Origin of the sequence: Paeniglutamicibacter gangotriensis Lz1y, assembly GCF_000348945.1 — a bacterium.
In the GTDB taxonomy this organism is placed as follows: Bacteria; Actinomycetota; Actinomycetes; order Actinomycetales; family Micrococcaceae; genus Paeniglutamicibacter; species Paeniglutamicibacter gangotriensis.
This window is the reverse complement of record NZ_AOCK01000006.1, coordinates 45566-63482: the sequence shown is the minus strand read 5'-3', so window position 1 is coordinate 63482 and position 17917 is coordinate 45566. Positions and strand designations below refer to the sequence as shown.

Below are 17917 nucleotides of genomic sequence, written 5' to 3'. Positions count from 1 at the left end.
GGGCCAGGGCCACGGACACGGACACGGCCACGATGATGGATTTCGACACCGGGGTGTTGGACCCTTCGGTCGTTGCATCCAAGGGAACCAGCACTCTTGCTTCGGGAAAATAGCTTGCCGTGCACCCTACGGCCGTGGGTAGGAAATGATCCGCAGCCGACGTAGCACCCGATCCACCCGGTCGGGGGCCACGGAGTGCACATCCGCGTAGGAACCATCGGCCAGGCCCAGTGCGGCGAGGTCGGCGGCGTTCACAAAGAGCACGTTGCGGCCCTTGTGCACTCCGCGGTACCTGTCGTTGAGCGAATAGGTGGTGGTATTGAATTGGTCGTGGGAGCGCAAAACTCCGGAACGGGGTTCTCGGCCCAGAATTCGCGGGGCACCGTCAGCGGATCGGCCTCCCAGGACACGGCCTTGGCCCCGTTCCCACAAAATTCGGCCGTCTCGCGGTGCGGCGGGTCCGGCCAGGCACAGCTCGGGCAGTCGAAGCCGTCCTTCTGGTTCATGCGCAGCAGCGTCTTGGCTGCCCACACCGGACCCATGTCGTTTAGCGCCAACGGGATCGAGGCCAACAGGCTCGGCACCCCCACCGCGCTCCTCTTCGGGGAGCTGACCACCGGGTCAGTTTCCTTCGGATCTTCCTTCAACGGCTTGCTCGCCAAGACTGCCCGCGCCCCTTGGTGGTGGCACCGGCGCAGAACCGCGCCACATCTCATTCAAGGGTGGTCATGCCTGCTGGTGGGCCCCGCGGCCGTATGAAACACTGATATCTGGTCGGGATGATCCCGCCGAAAACTTGCACTTGAGATGAGCGGAGCGCCTTGATGACGGCACGCGCCGGGCGCCCCGGATATTCCCTGCTGGCCATCTTGCTGGGGGCAGTGAGCATCGGTCCGCTACTGACCTATGGGCTCAGCGCCGTCAGTGAGCTGGTCATTTCCGATCTCGGCATTTCCGAGGCCCAATTCGGGCTGCTGGCCACCGTCTGTTTCGGTGCCGGGACCATCGGCAACGCCGCATTCGGTCGCTTCACCGATCGGCAACCCGATGGCCGACTGCTGATAGTCGTCTTTTCGCTGGCCACCGTGGCCCTGCTGCTCGCCGCGATCCCCGGCGGCTACCCGCTGCTCTTGGTCGCCTCCGGTGTGGCAGGACTGGCCCAGTCCTTCCCGAACGGGGTGACCAACAGGATCCTGGCCGAACGCGTGCCGATGGAGCAGCGCATTGGCTGGACCGGCATCAAGCAGTCGGGGGTGCAGGTCAGCCAGCTGGTGGCATCCTTGGGCTTCCCCGCCCTTGCCGCGTGGATCGGATGGCACGGGGCCAGCGGGGTCGGGGCCGTGGCCGCGGTGCTGCTTGGCGTTGTGTCGCTACGGGTGCTGAGTGCCGTTCCGCTGTTGTCCAAGGCTCCGTCGTCGGTGGGCCCCACCCCGGCCGGGGCCGGGGCGTCGGCCACGGAACCACCCACGAACCTGAAGTTCTTGATCTACGCGTTGGCAGCCTTCGGCTTGATCAACGGCATGGGTGTGCAAGCCACCAACGTCTACGTCTCACTCTTCGCAGTACGTGAACTGGACTTCTCGGTATTCCTTGGCGGGATGGCAGCAGCCGTAGCCGGTGCCATCGGCGTGGCAGCACGCGTGGGCTGGGGGCGAATGATGTCCAAGGGTATGGCGGCGGCGCCGCTACTGCTCCTGCTGGCGCTGATGGCGCTCGCCGGTGCCGGAGTGTTCCTGGCCGCCGGCGCCACAGAATCTGCTGCCCTGCTCTGGCTGGCGGTGGCCTTCCATGGCGCCTCGGCACTGGGGGTCTCGGTGGTGTTGATGGCCGCGGTGGTGCGCAGCGTGCCATCCACTTCCATAGGTATGGCCACCGGGATGGTGACGGCCGGGCAGTTCGGCGGATTCACCATCGGCCCGCTGCTGATGGGGTCCCTGGTCGGTTCGGCCGGTGGCTTCGAGCTAGGCTGGACCGCGGTTGCAGGGATCTACCTGTTGTGCGTGGCTCTGGCCACCTATCTGGTGATGCGCCGGCGCCGACAGGCCAAGAAGCTTTCTGTCTGAATCCAGCTAGGGGCGGGGAAGACGAGCTTCCACCGTTCGGGCACATCAGCCCCCTGAACCATGACACCTTGGTAGGTTTCCCAAGACCAGACGAATCCGCCTATCAGGCTGCGGCGGTCGCCGCACCGGAAGCATGTTGAGCACGTCTCGGTCCGGGATAAGTATCGGCGCGAGCCACCCAGAGGTTTCATTGCCCCCGTGCACCACGTGGCACAGCCATCGCTGGGACACCGGGACCCAACCCGGCCCCTGACGGTCAGTGACTCTTCGTCGATCTACCTACTTGATTCCGAAATCGAATCCGCCTGGCTGGTGATGCCCGAACCGCTCTCTGAGGAAGTTGCCCGTGGTGGAGAGATCCGCAGACGTTTGGCTGTGACGGGTGGAGTGCAGCGTTTCAGCCTGTCCGAGGAGGAGGCGAAGTTGCTCAGCCAACTCCTCATTGGGGGTTCTCCCGTTGGGTTGCCGGATTTCCACCATGCTCGGCGGTATGGCCAGGAATCCCTGAAGCACCGCTGGCAGATACTCTCTCACGACGGCTTCCAGTTCATACTCAAAGCGCGCATCGGCAGACGGTTGCCGGTTTTCCGCGTCAATGACCGAGTCCAACAGCTGGCATGTTTCCAGGATGGTGATGTACGTATCAGCCGGAAGTCGGCGCTTGTTCGCCTTGGCCTGTGAGCTCACCCAAATCAGAGTGTTCCCCAGATCGTCTGACAACCCAGCCGCCGAAGTGGCCGCCGGGGGCTGCTGGGAGGGAATAGGCGTAGGTGCGTAGGCCTGGAAAGTCTCGCGACGCTGTGATTTTCGAATCCTTCTGGGGAGCCAGAGATCGCGAAGCATGTATGAACGCACGGCCGACAAGCCCATAACCCCGATACCGGCAAAAGCACCGCTGGCCCCAGAGATGGAAAGGGCAGCAATGAAAACGGCGGCGTAGAGCAAACCCTCAAAAATCACCTTCTTTTTCTTGGCACCTACCCCGATGACAAGCACGTAGAAAGCGGTGAAAAGCCAAAAAACGAATGCAAGCACTACCCTGAAGATATTTCCTGCAGTGAGGCGTGACATTTCTACGCCTTTCGTATGTGAGTAGTGGCCTCGTCAGAGGCGTGGCTGCGCTCAAGCTGATGTCGCGCGCGGCTTACTTGACCCTCAAGAACCTGCACCGTCTGTTTCATCGACTGAGCTGCCTCCGTCTTGAACCTGTCGATCTCATCCATGGCCTGGAATACATTGTCGAAGGCTTGCTGCAACTTGGTGGAATCGATCGAGGCTTGGGCAGCAGTTTGATGAATGCTTGCCCCTTGGGAACGCAGAAGCTCCGAGGTCGAAACGATCAAATCCGACGTCGTCGAGTTGAGGGCATCGATTTGCGCCAGAACGATCTTTTGCTGAGCCAAGGCTTGCGCAACGATCACTGCTACGCGCAGCGCCGATAGCGTGGTGTCAAGCGCTCGATCCACACCCTTGATCAGCTCCGAGTTGTTCTTCTTGACCACATCAAGAGCCAAATACCCCTGGATGGACACTGCCATCTGGGTCAATAGGTCCTGGTGGCGCTGTCGGACGTAGAAGAGGGCATCTGCTTCCAGAGTCGTGGCTTCATCCACCCTGCCGCTGTTGCGCAGCTCGTCAATCCGCTTCTCCAAACCGTCACCCAGATGACTCGCGAGCACGGCATAGTTCGCCAGCTGCCCCATCGCAGCCCAGAGGGCATCTCGTTCGGTCTGAATGGCAGCGTTGTCCAGCCGAAGATCGTCCTGCCCACCCTTGAGCGCCTTGGTGATGGCGTCAAGCTGCTCCTGGGCCGACTCGTACTTCAGGAAGTACCGCTGCACGGCGCTGCCGCCGGGCAGGAACTTCAGAAAACGCTTCGTACCGGTTAAATCGTGACGCTTGGGATCTAGTTCGGTGACGATTTGTCGAAGTTCCTCCAAGCTGTTGCCGGTACGCGATGCAGGGTCCGCGCCAGTGGCTGCGAGGGCTGCTGCGGGCCTCTTCAGCATGCGGTTGGATGAGGCGCTGGCCTGCTGCATCGTCCCCTCGCCCAGCTTCGTCAACTGCGCCAACTTGGTTTGAAAATCTGGGCTCTGAAGGGGTGTATCCAACAAGTCATCAAGAAAACTTTTGGCGTTCTCGGAGTGCTTCCGCTGCGCGTCTGCATCCACCAGGATCATGCCGCCGACCTTTTCCGGAGCATGAACCGTGACTTCGGCAACAGGCTTCGGCGGTACCAACTCCAGGGGGTTTCCTACCTGCGTGGATGAGGTCGAGCCGAGGTCGAGCGGGTTCAACATGATGTTCTCCTTGGGAGTCTCCGGGACAGGTTTTACTCTACTAGGGTTCACCTGAAGACAACCCTAAAGGGGTCTGGAAGAACCGCGGCAGTGGCGTGCAAAAGCACTTCAGCCGCAGGCCAAAAATCCTTGTGACCACCCAAACCCTGTGTCTCTTCACATGTCTTCTGCTGGATTGCGTCTGGACCACTATGCGATGCCATGGCCGTCAACAGCTGATCTATGGATCTGGTCCAGGAAAATTTGTCCATGGGCTCCTTCACCCAGGGATACACCCCGGTCAGAGAGGCGAATACCGTAGCGGATAGGACCCGCACCCTCGCGGGACCACACTGCGAGGCGTTGATCGTCCTGAACCCCTGCTACCCCAACAGCGGCGCGCCTTCGCTGCCCTGTCCAGCCCGTGCAGCTGCCGCCCGTTGGGTTGGAGTTGCTCTTCCGCCGGAACCATCGGTCGGAAAGGAGCTGGGTCCTCGGCCGACCGCGAATCCCAAAGGTGATGTTCCTGGCCGCCGACGGGTCTTTTCACTGGACAGATTCGAGCCCGAGGTGTTCACTGCGAGGTCTCGTGGCTTAGTGGAACCCTCACACGAGGGTATTCTCGTAGGCATGGTTCCCGGCATTTTGACTGATTACGACTCTCCTTCCACCAATGACAATGATGTGCATCACCAAGCCCGCAGACGCAGGACTTTTGCCATCATTGCGCACCCCGATGCCGGCAAGTCGACCTTGACCGAGGCTCTGGCATTGCATGCGCGGGTCATCACGGAGGCAGGGGTGACGCACGGCAAGCAGGGGCGCCATGCGAGCATGTCCGACTGGGGCACCATGGAACGCGAACGCGGGATCTCCATCAGCTCCACGGCCTTGCGGTTCGAACACGGAAATGTCATTTTCAACCTACTTGACACCCCGGGGCACGCCGACTTCTCCGAGGACACCTACCGGGTGCTGACCGCCGTGGATTGCGCCATCATGCTGGTCGATTCCTCACGAGGCATGGAAACCCAGACCCTGAAGCTCTTTGCCGTCTGCAAGGAACTCGGGTTACCGGTGGTCACCGTGTTCAATAAGTGGGACCGTCCCGGCCAGGAAACACTGGAGCTGCTCGATGAGGTCCAGGAAGCCACCGGCCGGCTGCCGGTGCCGCTGAACTGGCCCGTGGGCATCGCGGGCGACTTCCGTGGACTCTACGACCCGGAGAGCGGAAACTACACGCGCCTATCTCGCACGAATGCCGGCGCCAGTCTCGCACAGGCAGATGTCATGAGCCCCGAAGAGGCCGCCGTGGACGCCGGAGATGCGTGGGAGGCCGCCCGCGAAGACTGCGACATTGCCGTCTCTCTGAATGGCAACTTCGATTCGGAAGAATTCTTGGCCGGTCGGGCCACGCCGGTGCTTTTCGCTGCCGCGGCATCAAACTTCGGGGTTGCCCCGCTCTTGGATTTCCTGGTGAACCGGGCGCCCGCACCAGGTCCGCGCCCGGATACGGGGGGCACCTTGCGCCCACTGGATTCGGACTTCTCCGGATTCGTCTTCAAGATGCAGTCGGGGATGAACCCGGCGCACCACGACAAACTTGCCTTTGTCCGGGTGTGCTCCGGGACCTTCCAACGGGGAATGACCCTACGCAACGAATCCTCGGGTAAGCCCGTTTCCTCCAAGTACACCCACCACATGAGCGGCAGGGATCGCGATTCGGCGGATGAATCCTGGCCCGGAGACGTGGTGGGCTTCAGCAACGCCAGCGGATTGCGGATCGGCGACACGGTACACGCCGGTGAGGCTGTTGCCTTTCCGCGTTTGCCGCACTTCAACGCCGAGCACTTTCGCATGGTGCGCGGCCTGGATCCCAGCCGTTCCAAGGCCTTCGCCCGGGGAATCTCCCACCTCGAAGAAGAAGGCACCATCCAGGTTCTCTACCGCGGCTTCGGGACGAGCCAGACGCCGATCTTCGCGGCCGTCGGCGTCTTGCAGTTCGACGTGGCCCTGGATCGCCTGAAGCGCGAGTTCAACGCCCCGGCCGTCGTCGAAGAGGCACTTCCCTACGAAATGGCGCGGGACCTCTACGGCCCGGATCCGGTACAGACCGCCAAGGCAGCAGCCATCGATGTCGTCTACCGGTCGAACGGGAATCCCGTGGGGCTCTTCAGGAACCAGTGGAAGCTTGGTCGCACCATGACCGATAGCCCCGAGCTCTTCGGTATCACCGAGGACGAAGCCAAGTAACACCTGAACCGCGGGCCGAGTCTGGCCGGTAAATCCTGTCTAACTCCCCCGTAGATCGCGCACGCTAGTGATCGGGCCGCATCTTCCCCTTTTTGCGGGAAGCTGCGGCCCGAGGTTTTTCTGCAGGACGGCGCCTAGGCGTCAATGACCAGGTCGCCGGTTGGCGTGGAGCAACAGATCAGGATCTTGCCCGCGGCAATTTCCTTGGGTCTGATCCCCCCGGCATGGTTCATCTCCACAGTGCCCTGCAGCAGACCCGACTTACAGGTCCCGCACATCCCCAGCGCGCACGACGAGGGCACCGGGATCCCGGCGGCCAAGGCAGCATCAAGCACGAAGGTATCATCCGGGCAGTCAATGGTTCGACCGCTGCGCACAAACTCGACGCTGAACACCTGTCTGTCTCGTGCCGCTTCAAGCGGCTGGGCCACGGTGTTGGCCGGGGCATGGTCGGCGATATCAAAGCTTTCCACGTGCAGTGCCGAAGGGTCCACACCGGCGGCGTCAAGCATCCCGCGCACCGCCTCGAGGTACTCCGGCGGACCGCAGGCAAAGATTTCGCGCAGCTGCACATCGGGCACCAACTCCTGCAACATCGCCGCATCTAGCCGGCCCGGTGCACGCGGGAGCCCGGTGGTGGGCACCGAACCGGTGCTCAGGATCGTTTCCACGCGGAGGCCGCCGGCGCCGTCGAGGGCGCGCAACTCGCGGTGGAAGATCACGTCCCCTGGATCGTGGGCGCTATAGAGCAGCACCGCATCGATCGGGGCACCGGACTCCAGCAGTGCCCGGGTGATGGACCTCAGCGGGGTGATGCCCGAGCCTGCCGCCAGGAAAAGGTAGCTCGGTAGTGGGCCGGGCAATGCTCCGGCGAGCGCGGCGGGGGTGAAGGAACCCAAGGGACCGTGTGCCTCGACCACGGTACCCGGGACCAACGAATCGTGCAGCCAGCTGGAGGCCGGCCCACCGGAAAGTGCCTTGACGGTGATTTCCAGCCCCTCGGCGGGAATGGAGCTGATGGTGTAGCAGCGGCTGAGCTGCCCGTGTGCGGTGTCCAGGCTCAGGGTCAGATACTGTCCCGGCAGCCAGTCAAAAAACTGCCCGTCGGCGGGTTCGAACATCAACGTTGTCACCGCCGCGGTTTCCGCCCGGGTGCCGGTACACCGCAGCACCCGGGGCGCGGGTTCGGCCGGGGCGGAAGCTAGCTGCGGGGCCGCCGCGGCGAGGCTGAGATACTGCAGTTCCTGGGTCATGATTCCCCTTCCATGCCGGTACCCACCCGCAGGCGTTCGATGTACCAGGAGCAGAAGTCCTCCACCTGGTATTCGTTCGGTGCGTAGGGGCCGGGGATATAGGCGGGACTGGTGACACCGAGCTGGGCGCGGCGCACAAAGGTCTGGTCCTGCTCGTTGGTGCGTTGCCAGACCCGCTTCAGATCCTCGAGGTCGTAGTCTTCGCCTTCTACCGCATCCTCGTGGACCAGCCAGGTGGTGCGCAGCAGGGTTTTGTTGGGCGCCAGCGGAAGCACCGAGAAGGTCACCGCGTGATCGGAGAGCACATGGAACCAGGCGTTGGGTTGCCAGTGCATGGACAATCGTCCCAGCGTGGGCTCCGTCAGCTCCCCGAGCAGCTTGCTGCTCAATGGGGTTCCGTCGGGGCTGAAGGATGCCCCGGCCCCGTCCATGGGTTCGCGTTGGATCCTAAATCCGGTGGCGCGTCCGCGCAGTTCTTGGATCTGTTGGTAGGGCAGGTCATGCTCCATGCAGCGTTGGATCAGGTCGGCCTCCGCGGCCAGGTACCTGTCGTAGGCCGGGCGGAGCCGAGGCGGCAGTCCGTCGGGTTCATACCCGTAGGTGGGGAACAGTGAGCAGGAGAGTTCGGGATGTCCGTCGCAGTGGTAGCACTCCCGGTTGTTCTCCATCACCAGCTTCCAGTTGCCGTCCTCCACCAGGTCCACCTGGGCGGCGACCTTGGTGCGGCGCAGCTGGTGCGGTGCGAGGTAGGGTTCGATGCGCGTCGCGACGGAGGCGAAGTCTTCCGGCGGAGCGTTGGAGAGGCAGATGAAGATCAGCCCGGCCACCGATTGCACCGCGACCTTCCGCAGCCCGAAGAGGGTTTTGTCGAAGTCCTTCGGTTGCGAGTCGGCGTGCAGCAGGGACCCGTCGGAGCCGTAGGTCCAGTGGTGGTAGCCGCAGACCAGGTTGCCGACCGATCCGGATGGGTCATTCAGGATCCTGGCCCCGCGGTGCCGGCAAACGTTGTGCAGCGCGGAGATTTCCTCGTCGTCATCGCGCAGCAGGATCACCGAGTGCGGGCCCACCGAGATAGTGAGGTAGTCCCCGGGTTCGGGGATTTCGGCGTCGGTGGCCACGAAGATCCAGTGTTTGGCGAAGATCTCGGAGATGTCGATCGCGAGCATGTCCTCACTGGTGTAGAACGGGGCCTCGAGGCACAACCCTGGCACCCGCCGGGCGATCAGCGCGGTGATCTCGGCGGTGGGCTCATACGCCGGTGGTAGGTGATGGACCGGTGTTGTGGTCATGGTGTGTCCTTTCCTGGCTGGGTGAGGTGGTGTTCCGCTGGGGTGTGGTGCTCAGATGGGGAGGCATAATCGCAGGGCGTCGTAGATGGCGGCGTGGATGTTCCGGCTGGCCACTGCATCTCCCACCCGATAGAGCGCGAACTTACCCTTGGGATTCTTGCCCTGCGGTTGCGCCTTCCCGGCCAGCAGTGCCGGATAGTCGATCTCCCCTGCATTGGTCGAATCCCCCAGGAGGTCGAAGTACAGCTCGTCATTGGGCAAGGTCCCGTGTTCGGTGATGACCAGGTCCACGGTGCGAATGGACTCAAGGCCGGAGTATTCGCTGTAGAGCACGGCGGTGAATGTGCCATCGGGTTCCTGGCCGACCGAACGCAGCCGGTGCGCCAGAGTGATGGCCACGTTGTTCTCGGAGAAGGCTCGTAGGTAGGCGGGGGAATTCATGGCCCCAATATCCGGGGCGAGCATGCGCTCGGGGGTGATGATTTCCACCCGGGCTCCGGCGGCAGCAAGCTTCTCGGCCGCGTCCATGCCCGGTTCTGCGCCGTTGTCGTCGTAGACCAGCACGCTGTCCGGGATCCGGGTCAGGTGCCCCAGCACGTCCCAGGCATCGGAGGTCAGTTCCCCGCCCTCGGGTAGGAAGTCGTGGTTGGGCATTCCCCCGGTGGCCACCAGGACCACGTCGGGGTTCTCGGCCAGCACGGTCTCGGCCTCGGCATAGACCCCGTAGCGGATCTCTACCCCGGCCCGCCGTGCCTCGCTGACCCGCCAGTCGATGATGCCTTGCAGGTCCCGTCTCCGCGGGATGGTGGCGGCGATGCGCACCTGTCCGCCGGGGGCGTCATCGGCTTCGAAGAGCACCACCTGGTGCCCGCGTTCGCCCAGCACCCGGGCGCATTCCAGGCCGGCGGGCCCTGCCCCGATGATGACAGCCTTCTTCGGCGGCTGTGTGGAGGGCGGGATCAGCTGTGGCAGGCTCAGTTCCCGTCCGGTGGAGGGGTTGTGGATGCATTTGGCATCCCCGGAGGCGTAGATGGAATCCAGGCAGTAGTTGGCTCCCACGCAGGGACGGATCCTCTCCTCGGCGCCTGCGGCCAGTTTGGCGACCAGATAGGGGTCGGCGATCTGTGCCCGGGTCATCCCCACCAGGTCCAGCAGAGAGTGGGAGACCGCATGCCGGGCCGTGGCCACGTCGGCGATCTTCGAGGCATGCATTACCGGGATTCCGATCTGTGCCTTGATGGAGCCAGCGAAGTCCAGGAACGGGGCTGCAGGTGAACCCATGGAGGGGATGACCTTGGCCAGTGAGGCGTCGGATTCGATGGATCCCTTGATCACGGAGAGGAAGTCGATGCCCGCCTCGATGTAGCGGTGCAGTGCTGCCATTGCCTCGGGTGCGGCCAGCCCGCCTGCCTTGTCCTCGTCCATGGACATCCGGATGCCCAGGATGAAGTCCGGGCCCACGGCCTCGCGCACCGAATTGATCACCAGCAGTGGGAAGGCCAGACGTTTTTCGAAGCTGCCGCCCCACGCATCGGTGCGGTCGTTGGTGGCCGGGGACAGGAAGGCGTCCATGAAGTGCCCGTAGGACTGGATTTCAATCCCGTCCATGCCCGCATCCCGGCAGCGTACCGCAGCTGCGGCGTAGTCGGAGGCGATCCGGTACATATCCCAGTCTTCGGCGACCTTGGGGAAGGCCCGGTGTGCCGGCTCGCGCATGGCCGAGGGGTACGGGACCGGGAGCCATTCTCCGGCGTAGTTGCTGGTGCGTCGTCCCAGGTGGGTGATTTGGCACATCACCGCTGCCCCTGCCTCATGGACCTCGGCGGTGAGCTTGGCCAGCCAGCCGGAGATCTCCTCGCGGTGCAGCTGCAGGTTCCCGAAGGACGGCGGGCTGTCGGGGGAAACCACTGCCGATCCGCCGATCATCAGTAGGGCCGCTCCTCCCTTGGCGCGTTCCAGATGGTAGGCCCGGTAGCGGTCGGTGGGCATCGAGTTTTCGGCGTAGGCCGGCTCGTGGGAGGTGCTCACGATCCGGTTGCGCAGCGTCAAGTGTCGCAGCGTAAACGGCTCGAGCAGTGGGTCCGTAAGTTTCATATGTGGGCGCCCTTTCCGCTCTCCGGGTACCCCGATCCCCTCGGACCCGTTGGCTTAAGTGTGACGCGCATCATTGATGAGTACCAGCAAACGAATTCGCAAGCTACCGTGTAATCTTCTTGCATGATCGATCCGAGGCTCCACGTGCTGCGCATGCTTGCTGCCCACGGGACTGTCACCGCCACCGCTAAGGCCCTGCACTACACACCCTCCGCCGTTTCCCACCAGTTGCGCACCCTTGGTGAGGACCTCGATGTGATGCTGTTGGTCCCGCAGGGCCGCGGGGTCCGGTTGACCCCGGCCGCGCGCATCCTGCTCAGCCACGTCGATTCGCTGTTCTCCAGCTGGGAACATATCCGCGGGCTGCTGGCCGCCGAATCCGGCAGCTACGCCGGTTCGCTACGGATCTGCGGATTTTCCACCGGCGCCGCGGCCCTGCTGCCCGCGGTGGTCACCGCGCTGCGGGCCAGTCGCCCGGCGATGGAGGTGCGGATCATCGAGGCAGACCCCTCCGAATGCTTTGACCTGTTGCTGGCCGACGATGCCGACCTTGCGGTGATCGTCTCCACCGAGGCCACCCCGCCGACGGCCGATAGCCGCTTCGACCAACACTTCTTACTCGATGACCCGTTGGAACTGCTGGTTCCGGGGGGCCACCCGCTGGCTTCCCGGCCCGCGGTGGGGCTGGCGGAAACCGCGGACCAACCATGGATCGTTGATCGTCCCGGGCGTCCACACCGCCAACTGGTGTTCAACTCCTGTGCCGAGGCTGGCTTCACCCCGATGGTGGCCCACGAGGCGGTCGAATGGGACACCGCTGCGGCGCTGGTGGCCGCAGGCTTCGGGGTGTGCCTGATCCCGCGACTGGCCAGGATTCCGGCCGGGTATCCGATCACCCGGGTGCCGCTGCGCGGGGATCCGGCCCCCTCGCGGCATATCCGCACCGTGGTGCGCCGGGGCAGCGGTTCCCAGCCGGTGCTGGCCGAAGCCCTTGAGGTGCTCACGCAAGCCGCCGCCTCGGCGCACCGGATTTCCGGAAGCCGGTCGCGCACCGAGGATCGAACCTAGTCCGCTGCGTGCTCCGGGTGCAGGTGGGCACGTTCACCGCCGTGGTCCATGATCGTCAGGATCTCCACCGGCCCCTCGTGGGCGCCAATACGATGCGGAACCATCGTAGAGAATTCGGCAGCCTGCCCTTCACCCACCAGGATGGTGCGCTCGCCGAGCACCAGGGACACGGTTCCGGAGAGCACCGTGAACCATTCGCGGCCCGGGTGCACGCTGAGCTCGAGATTAGCCATGGTGCGTTCGGGGGTGATGCGCATCTTGGCCACCGTGGTTCCATTGGACGAATGCTCACGAGAGAGCATCCAGACGCTGAGCCCTACCTGGTGTTCGGGCTCGGGGCGGATCACCACGTCCTCATCACTGGTGGGCTCCACCAGCTGGTCCAGGCTGGTGCCCAGGGCCTTGGCCAGGGGAACCAGCTGATCCAGGGCGATGCGGCGATGCCCGGTCTCGATGCGGCTCAGTGTCGAGGGGCTCATGAAGCAGCGGGCGGCCAGCGCATCCAGTGACCAGCCCTTGGCCAGTCGCAGACCCTTGAGTCGTTGGCGGATCACGGTGTCCATGGAAAGATCTTCTTGCGTCATACGCAAGAGTGTATGCCACCAGCGCATGCAATGGTTAGGCTAGCATCATGACGACGCACCACGAACACTCACCCGGCCACCACCCGCACGCTCACGGCAGCCACAACGACCACCAGCATTCCGATGAGCAGGGCATGGCCCAGATGCTCGACCTCGACGCCCTGCTCCTGAAAGAGCACCTGCGGCAGATCTTTGAGTGGACCGCCGGGCACCACCAGAACCCCCGCAGCATCATGGACTTGGGCGCCGGAACGGGCACCGGCACACTCGGTCTGGCCCGCACCTTCCCGGAAGCAAGCGTCCTGGCTGTCGACCAGTCCGAGTTCATGCTTGGGCGGCTAGTTGCGACGGCTGATGAACACGGGCTGAGCCCGCGTATCTCCACTGCCCAGGTGGACCTGGACCAGGCGTGGCCCGAAGCCAAGGACGTCGACCTGGTCTGGGCCGCATCCTCCATGCACCACATGGGCAACCCGGCACGGGTCTTCGAGCACATCGCCACGACGCTGTCCGCCGACGGGATGCTGGTGGTCGTGGAGATGGACAAATTCCCCCGCTACTTGCCCCGGGAGCTGGGATTCGGCGTCCCTGGCCTGGAGGAACGATGCCACGAGGCCGCGGACAGCGCCAGCTGGAACGCCCACCCGGACTGGGCCGGTCCGATCCACAACGCGGGGATGGCCATGATCGAGCAACGCACCTTCGACTACGCCATCGATGATGACCAGAAGCTGGTGGCGCGTGCCGCGCACCGGTGGCTATCCCGGATGCACGCCGCGCTCCAAGACTCGCTGAGCGTCGCGGACCTGCAGGACCTGGAAATGCTGTTGGACGATGACGGACCCCAGTCGGTGTTCAAGCGCAACGACCTAGCGATGCGCGGCAGTCGCACGGTGTGGGCAGCCCGGATCAGCCAGGGCTAGGGAGGTCCGAGGTCAGGAACCGAAATCGACGGAGTCTGTCGCCACGACGGCTGCCGTGCGCTGTGGCGCACCTTGGAATTGCCAGTAGAGGTTGATGTGGGAGATGGCGACCTCGGGTGCGGGAGCTCCCCATTCGGTCATATCGCTGGTGGTATGCGCATCAGATACCAGCGTCACGTCGTAGCCGCGGGTGAAGCCCCCATGGACGGTCGAGCGGATGCAGGCATCCGATTCGGCACCGGAGACCACCAGCTTGCCGACGCCGGCGGAGGCAAGCGTCTGCTCAAGATTGGTAGCTTCAAAGGAATCCCCGTAGATCTTCTCGATCCTCGGCTCGTCCGCCGCCGGCGACAGCTCCGGAACGATCTCCCATCCGGGACTGCCCTTGACGAGCTCCTCATCGGAATGCTGCACCCAGATGACCGGTGTCCGGGCCGCGCGGGCACGTATCACCAGAGTGCTGATGTTTTCGATGGTTTCTTCGCGCCGGTAGGCCTCGGCTACAACATCGTTTTGGACGTCGATCACGATCAGTGCGGTGCGGTTCCGATCTGAAAATGTACTCATGGCTCCATGTCCTCAAGCAGTAGTGGGGGCATTTCCAGCCACTAACTTACGCGTCGAGGCGATAGTTCGAAATGGACGCCACCACACCATCTGCCTCGCACCTCTTACCCGCCGGGCCAAGGGATTTTCCCTTGCTGAGGGTTGCGCCAACCACGTGGAGACCCTGGCCGTGAACCATCCCGGACGTTGCAACGGAAATCCGTGTCAGCATCAAGGAGCGCTTGAGATCACCCTCCGACTCGAGAGCGTGCGGCGACTAAAGAACGCAGCGATGGTGCCAATCAACCTCGGTCTCAGGGGTTCTTCGCCAAATCGGCGATCTTCCCGAAGCTCGACTGCAGGATCTGATCGACGACTTCCGGCGGGTAGCCCAGCAGACTCAGGACACGTTTGTAGCGGTCGATGTTCCCGCTCTCGAGTTGCTCGGCCACTTCCACCGGGGTGAGTTCGGGCTTCCAGCGGGCCAAGACGGCTGTTGCCTGTTCGGCCGTGATGGTTCCGGCGACCAAGGCATCGAGCAGTTCCTCGAAGTCCGGAACACGCTTGCGCCGGGCCTCGGTGCCGGAGGTGTAGACGCCGATCAGGGACACCAAGAGTCCGACAACGCCCACCAGGAAACCCGCGATCTCGAGCATCGCCGCGTGTCCGTCGGCTGCCGTGTCCTCGTCGCGCTCCGACTCGAATGGAGCGGCAGCGGATGCGAATTGCTCGGCAAGTTCGGCAAGATCCGGAGGAAGCTGTTGCTGCAGCTCGTCCATGTCACAACTCCTTCTCCGGCGGCACCCGGCGTGCCGCCACTTGCCGCGGAGTCTAGCAAGGAATACCCGACGAGGACATGGCGAGGGCTGGAGGGGAACCTACCGCGACAATCCTTAACGCAAGTCGCCCGTGTGCCGGGACACCGGAAGCGATGCCCCGCCCACCGACGGTCTCTACTTCTTTGATCCACACGGCTTATAGGTCTTGCCACCGGGCGCGTAGCAGCGCGGACCGGTGTAACCGTCCTTGGAACTGCCGCTTCTTGGTTTCGACTTTGATTTTGGTTGGGGTCGAGGCTTGGCTTTCTGGACCGGAGGCCGGTATGTCGGCTTCGGAGTCGACTGTCTCCGGCTCTCGACGGCCTTCTTTTCGGCTGCCTTCTTTCGCGCCGCCTCTTGACGCGCAGCGACAGCTTTGCGTTCCGCCTTGGCCTTTGCCTTTGCCTTTGCGGCAGCCTCGGCCTTCGCTTGCTTTGCGGCAGCTGCCTTCGCCTCGGCCTGTTTCCGAGCGTCGGCTTCCTTCTTGGCCTGGGCCAGTGCAGCTTGCTTGGTCGTGAGGTCCTCTTCAATTGAGGTGGCCCGTTTCATGGCCGCGGCGAGCAACGGGGCATAGGAGGACTTTCGTGCTGCCCACACTGCACCCTGCACCGCATCTCCAGTGGAATCCAGCGCTTGTAATGCTGCACTCTTGGCCTTTCCTGCCACAATCGCGGCCGTAACGACGCCCAGCGCCGATCCAACGGCATCGGCGTTGGCCGGCACGGATTCTTCAAGCTCCTCGAGCCCAGCAATCGCGTCCTCAACCATGGCCGGAATCGTGCACGCGACATCTGCCCCGAACAGTCCCTTGCTGCCATCTTGCGCTTGTTGCTCGGCGGCCAGAACTTCGGCGTAGAAGCGTTCGTTGGGCTGGAAGAGGACCGCGACACCGAGACCAGCAGCAGCGATGTCCGCGTTGACCAGACTCCCCTCCTTGTAGACACCGGCAAGTGTTCTACCGTAGGGGTCTAGTCGACTGACATCGTAGGCCAACTCGATCTTGTCACCGGGCGCCAACAGCGTCTTGGTGTACTCGGTGGCCTCAAGTCCCAGGCATTCAACCGGCTTGTCCGGGTGCTTGGTTTCCGGCGTATCGATGTTCAACAGCCGCACCGTGGTCTCGGTCCCCGAGAGGTCAGCCACGATCGTATCGCCGTCGATGACCCGGACGACGGTGGCCCCATCGCCATGGTCCGTTGACGGTGGCGGCGCCTGCGTGCATCCGGTGACAACAAATCCGAATGCCACTACGCCGGCAACGATTCTGCCCATTCTTTGCGCGGCCCTACTGGTCGCTTCATTTCCCCCGAACAATGAGATTCCCCCTACATGAAGTTTGCTAACGAGTGATCAGCTGCTCAGTTTAGCTTCAGGCTGTGCCCAGCTGGCATCCAATTCAAAAATGTGTCGTGGACCTTCTAATCCGGTCTGCTGATCATCGTCTTCTTTGGATGAGGAAGCGATCCGCCGGTAGCTCGGGACACGAGGGGTGCATCTCGTGACCACCGTGGAACCGGGCAGCTGCCGGCGTGTCGTCGGCGACTGTCGTTTTTGTTCAAGCTGGTGGTTTACGGATCTTCCAGACCGAAAGAGAAGCTGTCATCACAGTGGCGAAATTCGGCCGCCGCCCCGTGACGCAGCACCCACGGATCGCTGCGAGGAAGGGCTTGGGCACGGCACTCTGGTTATGAGCACGGCCGTGCGTCGACCCGCTGCGTCGGAAGTTAGCTTGTACGCTGGTCAAATGGCAGATTACGTAGAAAAGGCTTCACCGACATTCCGCTCACGACTTGGCAATTCGCTCCTGATGGGTGTGGCAGGCGGAGCCTTGACGCTGGTTGACCCAGCCAAGCTGCGTCCCAGAACGCTGGCGGGAATCTACCTTGGCAGCGGCGCGGGCCTCGCTGCTGTGGGCTGGTTCGCGACTTCTCCGAGGGACGGGTTTGCCCCGGGAAAGGCATTTCGGGGTTCGGTGGCACTCGGCCTGGCCGCATTGAGCATGGCCGGCACCAAGTTCGGTTTTGTTGTCGATGCGAAGATCCATCAATCCCTAGTGCGCCGCGGCATCAAGAACCCCCGCCCGCTGATGGCCATTGGCTCCGGGGTCCTGCTTGCCGCCATGGAACTGATGGAATCGCCTTCCAAGAACAGGACCGGAACCAATATCATCGGAGACGCATTCGCCGAAGCCCCCGAGCGCGAGCTGACTAGCGAGGTCCGGGACCTGGTGGCTGGCCTGCTTGAGGCCACCGACGAATACGGTTCGAGCGTCCTGCGCGAGCAACTCACTGAGGCCAAGGAACAATATTGGGGCGACGACGGAGAATTCACCTCCGAGCTGTCCTTCGTGGTTCCGGAAGATGCCGCTCTCACTCTTCCGCGAAACTATACTTTCCCGGTGCATGCGGACTTCACTAGTGCCGATGGCACGCCGCTGCGCATCAGCCTGATGATCTATGAGGGCCAGCTAGGCGCCTTGGTACTGGATGTTGCCCATGAATTGATGGAAGCGGCACACCCCCGCGACACCGACCCGTTCGAGTCAGTCACCCGGTGGCCGTTGCGCTCCGAGGTGGATTACGCACTCGAGGGCTGAGAGCAGATAGCTTCGGACGCCTGCGCACTCGACGGTAACCGTGAAATAGCGTTCAGTATCCAGGCAGACCATAGTCGCGTCGTCGGGTAATGGCCGCAGGTCCTGCCGCGGGCGCAGAGTTATGGTCCACCCAGCACCGGTTGCGAATGTC

General features: G+C 63.3%; 16 protein-coding genes. 6 read left to right on the top strand and 10 right to left on the bottom strand.

From position 1 onward, the window contains the following. Positions 1-126: 126 nt before the first annotated feature. Entirely contained in the window at positions 127-342 is a 216-nt protein-coding gene (locus ADIAG_RS22660) for a molybdopterin dinucleotide binding domain-containing protein (RefSeq protein ID WP_407636054.1), read from the bottom strand. Here ADIAG_RS22660 and ADIAG_RS22155 point away from each other — a divergent pair. Next, positions 331-759: a hypothetical protein gene (locus ADIAG_RS22155; RefSeq protein WP_043474645.1), complete on the top strand. Its 429-nt coding sequence runs from the start codon at positions 331-333 to the stop codon at positions 757-759. The genes ADIAG_RS22660 and ADIAG_RS22155 overlap by 12 nt on opposite strands. Positions 760-824: 65 nt before the next feature. After that, positions 825-2063, top strand: a complete 1239-nt coding sequence (locus ADIAG_RS11000; protein WP_007271436.1) for an MFS transporter — start codon at positions 825-827, stop codon at positions 2061-2063. A gap of 279 nt (positions 2064-2342) precedes the next feature. On the opposite strand, the gene ADIAG_RS10995 is transcribed toward ADIAG_RS11000, so the two are convergent. Next, entirely contained in the window at positions 2343-3134 is a 792-nt protein-coding gene (locus ADIAG_RS10995) for a hypothetical protein (protein WP_007271435.1), read from the bottom strand. A 2-nt stretch (positions 3135-3136) separates the two neighbouring features. Beyond that, a complete protein-coding gene (locus tag ADIAG_RS10990) occupies positions 3137-4363 on the bottom strand; it encodes a toxic anion resistance protein (RefSeq protein WP_007271434.1) in 1227 nt (408 codons plus the stop codon). A gap of 609 nt (positions 4364-4972) precedes the next feature. Between ADIAG_RS10990 and ADIAG_RS10980 the strand changes: the two genes are divergently transcribed. Beyond that, entirely contained in the window at positions 4973-6595 is a 1623-nt protein-coding gene (locus tag ADIAG_RS10980; protein ID WP_043474637.1) for a peptide chain release factor 3, read from the top strand. A 134-nt stretch (positions 6596-6729) separates the two neighbouring features. Here the strand turns inward: ADIAG_RS10980 and ADIAG_RS10975 are convergent, their stop codons facing one another. The 3 genes from ADIAG_RS10975 to ADIAG_RS10965 are packed head-to-tail and all read right to left on the bottom strand — an operon-like array spanning position 6730 to position 11231. Continuing rightward, complete coding sequence (locus ADIAG_RS10975) at positions 6730-7848, bottom strand: flavin reductase family protein (RefSeq protein ID WP_007271432.1); 1119 nt, start codon at positions 7846-7848, stop codon at positions 6730-6732. Continuing rightward, on the bottom strand, positions 7845-9137 hold the full coding sequence (locus tag ADIAG_RS10970) for an aromatic ring-hydroxylating oxygenase subunit alpha (RefSeq protein ID WP_007271431.1): 1293 nt from the start codon (positions 9135-9137) through the stop codon (positions 7845-7847). Before ADIAG_RS10970 ends, ADIAG_RS10975 begins: the two co-directional genes overlap by 4 nt. Before the next feature lie 51 nt (positions 9138-9188). After that, a complete protein-coding gene (locus tag ADIAG_RS10965; RefSeq protein ID WP_007271430.1) occupies positions 9189-11231 on the bottom strand; it encodes an NADH:flavin oxidoreductase in 2043 nt (680 codons plus the stop codon). Positions 11232-11354: 123 nt separating this feature from the next. On the opposite strand from ADIAG_RS10965, the gene ADIAG_RS10960 reads away from it, so the two are divergent. After that, on the top strand, positions 11355-12299 hold the full coding sequence (locus tag ADIAG_RS10960) for a LysR family transcriptional regulator (protein WP_043474634.1): 945 nt from the start codon (positions 11355-11357) through the stop codon (positions 12297-12299). Here the strand turns inward: ADIAG_RS10960 and ADIAG_RS10955 are convergent. Continuing rightward, the gene (locus ADIAG_RS10955) at positions 12296-12862 is read right to left on the bottom strand and encodes a helix-turn-helix domain-containing protein (RefSeq protein ID WP_007271428.1); all 567 of its coding nucleotides are present in this window, start codon (positions 12860-12862) and stop codon (positions 12296-12298) included. The two genes, ADIAG_RS10960 and ADIAG_RS10955, sit on opposite strands and share 4 nt — an antisense overlap. A 68-nt stretch (positions 12863-12930) precedes the next feature. On the opposite strand from ADIAG_RS10955, the gene ADIAG_RS10950 reads away from it, so the two are divergent. Next, on the top strand, positions 12931-13806 hold the full coding sequence (locus tag ADIAG_RS10950; protein WP_007271427.1) for a class I SAM-dependent methyltransferase: 876 nt from the start codon (positions 12931-12933) through the stop codon (positions 13804-13806). A 12-nt stretch (positions 13807-13818) separates the two neighbouring features. Here the strand turns inward: ADIAG_RS10950 and ADIAG_RS10945 are convergent, their stop codons facing one another. The 3 genes from ADIAG_RS10945 to ADIAG_RS20235 all read right to left on the bottom strand — a co-directional run bounded on the left by ADIAG_RS10945 (position 13819) and on the right by ADIAG_RS20235 (position 16418). Beyond that, complete coding sequence (locus ADIAG_RS10945; RefSeq protein ID WP_007271426.1) at positions 13819-14373, bottom strand: cysteine hydrolase family protein; 555 nt, start codon at positions 14371-14373, stop codon at positions 13819-13821. A gap of 293 nt (positions 14374-14666) precedes the next feature. Next, positions 14667-15131: a hypothetical protein gene (locus ADIAG_RS10940; RefSeq protein ID WP_007271425.1), complete on the bottom strand. Its 465-nt coding sequence runs from the start codon at positions 15129-15131 to the stop codon at positions 14667-14669. Between the two features lie 174 nt (positions 15132-15305). Further along, positions 15306-16418, bottom strand: a complete 1113-nt coding sequence (locus tag ADIAG_RS20235) for a thermonuclease family protein (RefSeq protein ID WP_161623957.1) — start codon at positions 16416-16418, stop codon at positions 15306-15308. 496 nt (positions 16419-16914) lie between these two features. Here ADIAG_RS20235 and ADIAG_RS10925 point away from each other — a divergent pair, with 496 nt between their 5' ends. Continuing rightward, complete coding sequence (locus tag ADIAG_RS10925) at positions 16915-17766, top strand: hypothetical protein (RefSeq protein ID WP_043474628.1); 852 nt, start codon at positions 16915-16917, stop codon at positions 17764-17766. The last annotated feature ends 151 nt before the right edge of the window (positions 17767-17917 follow it).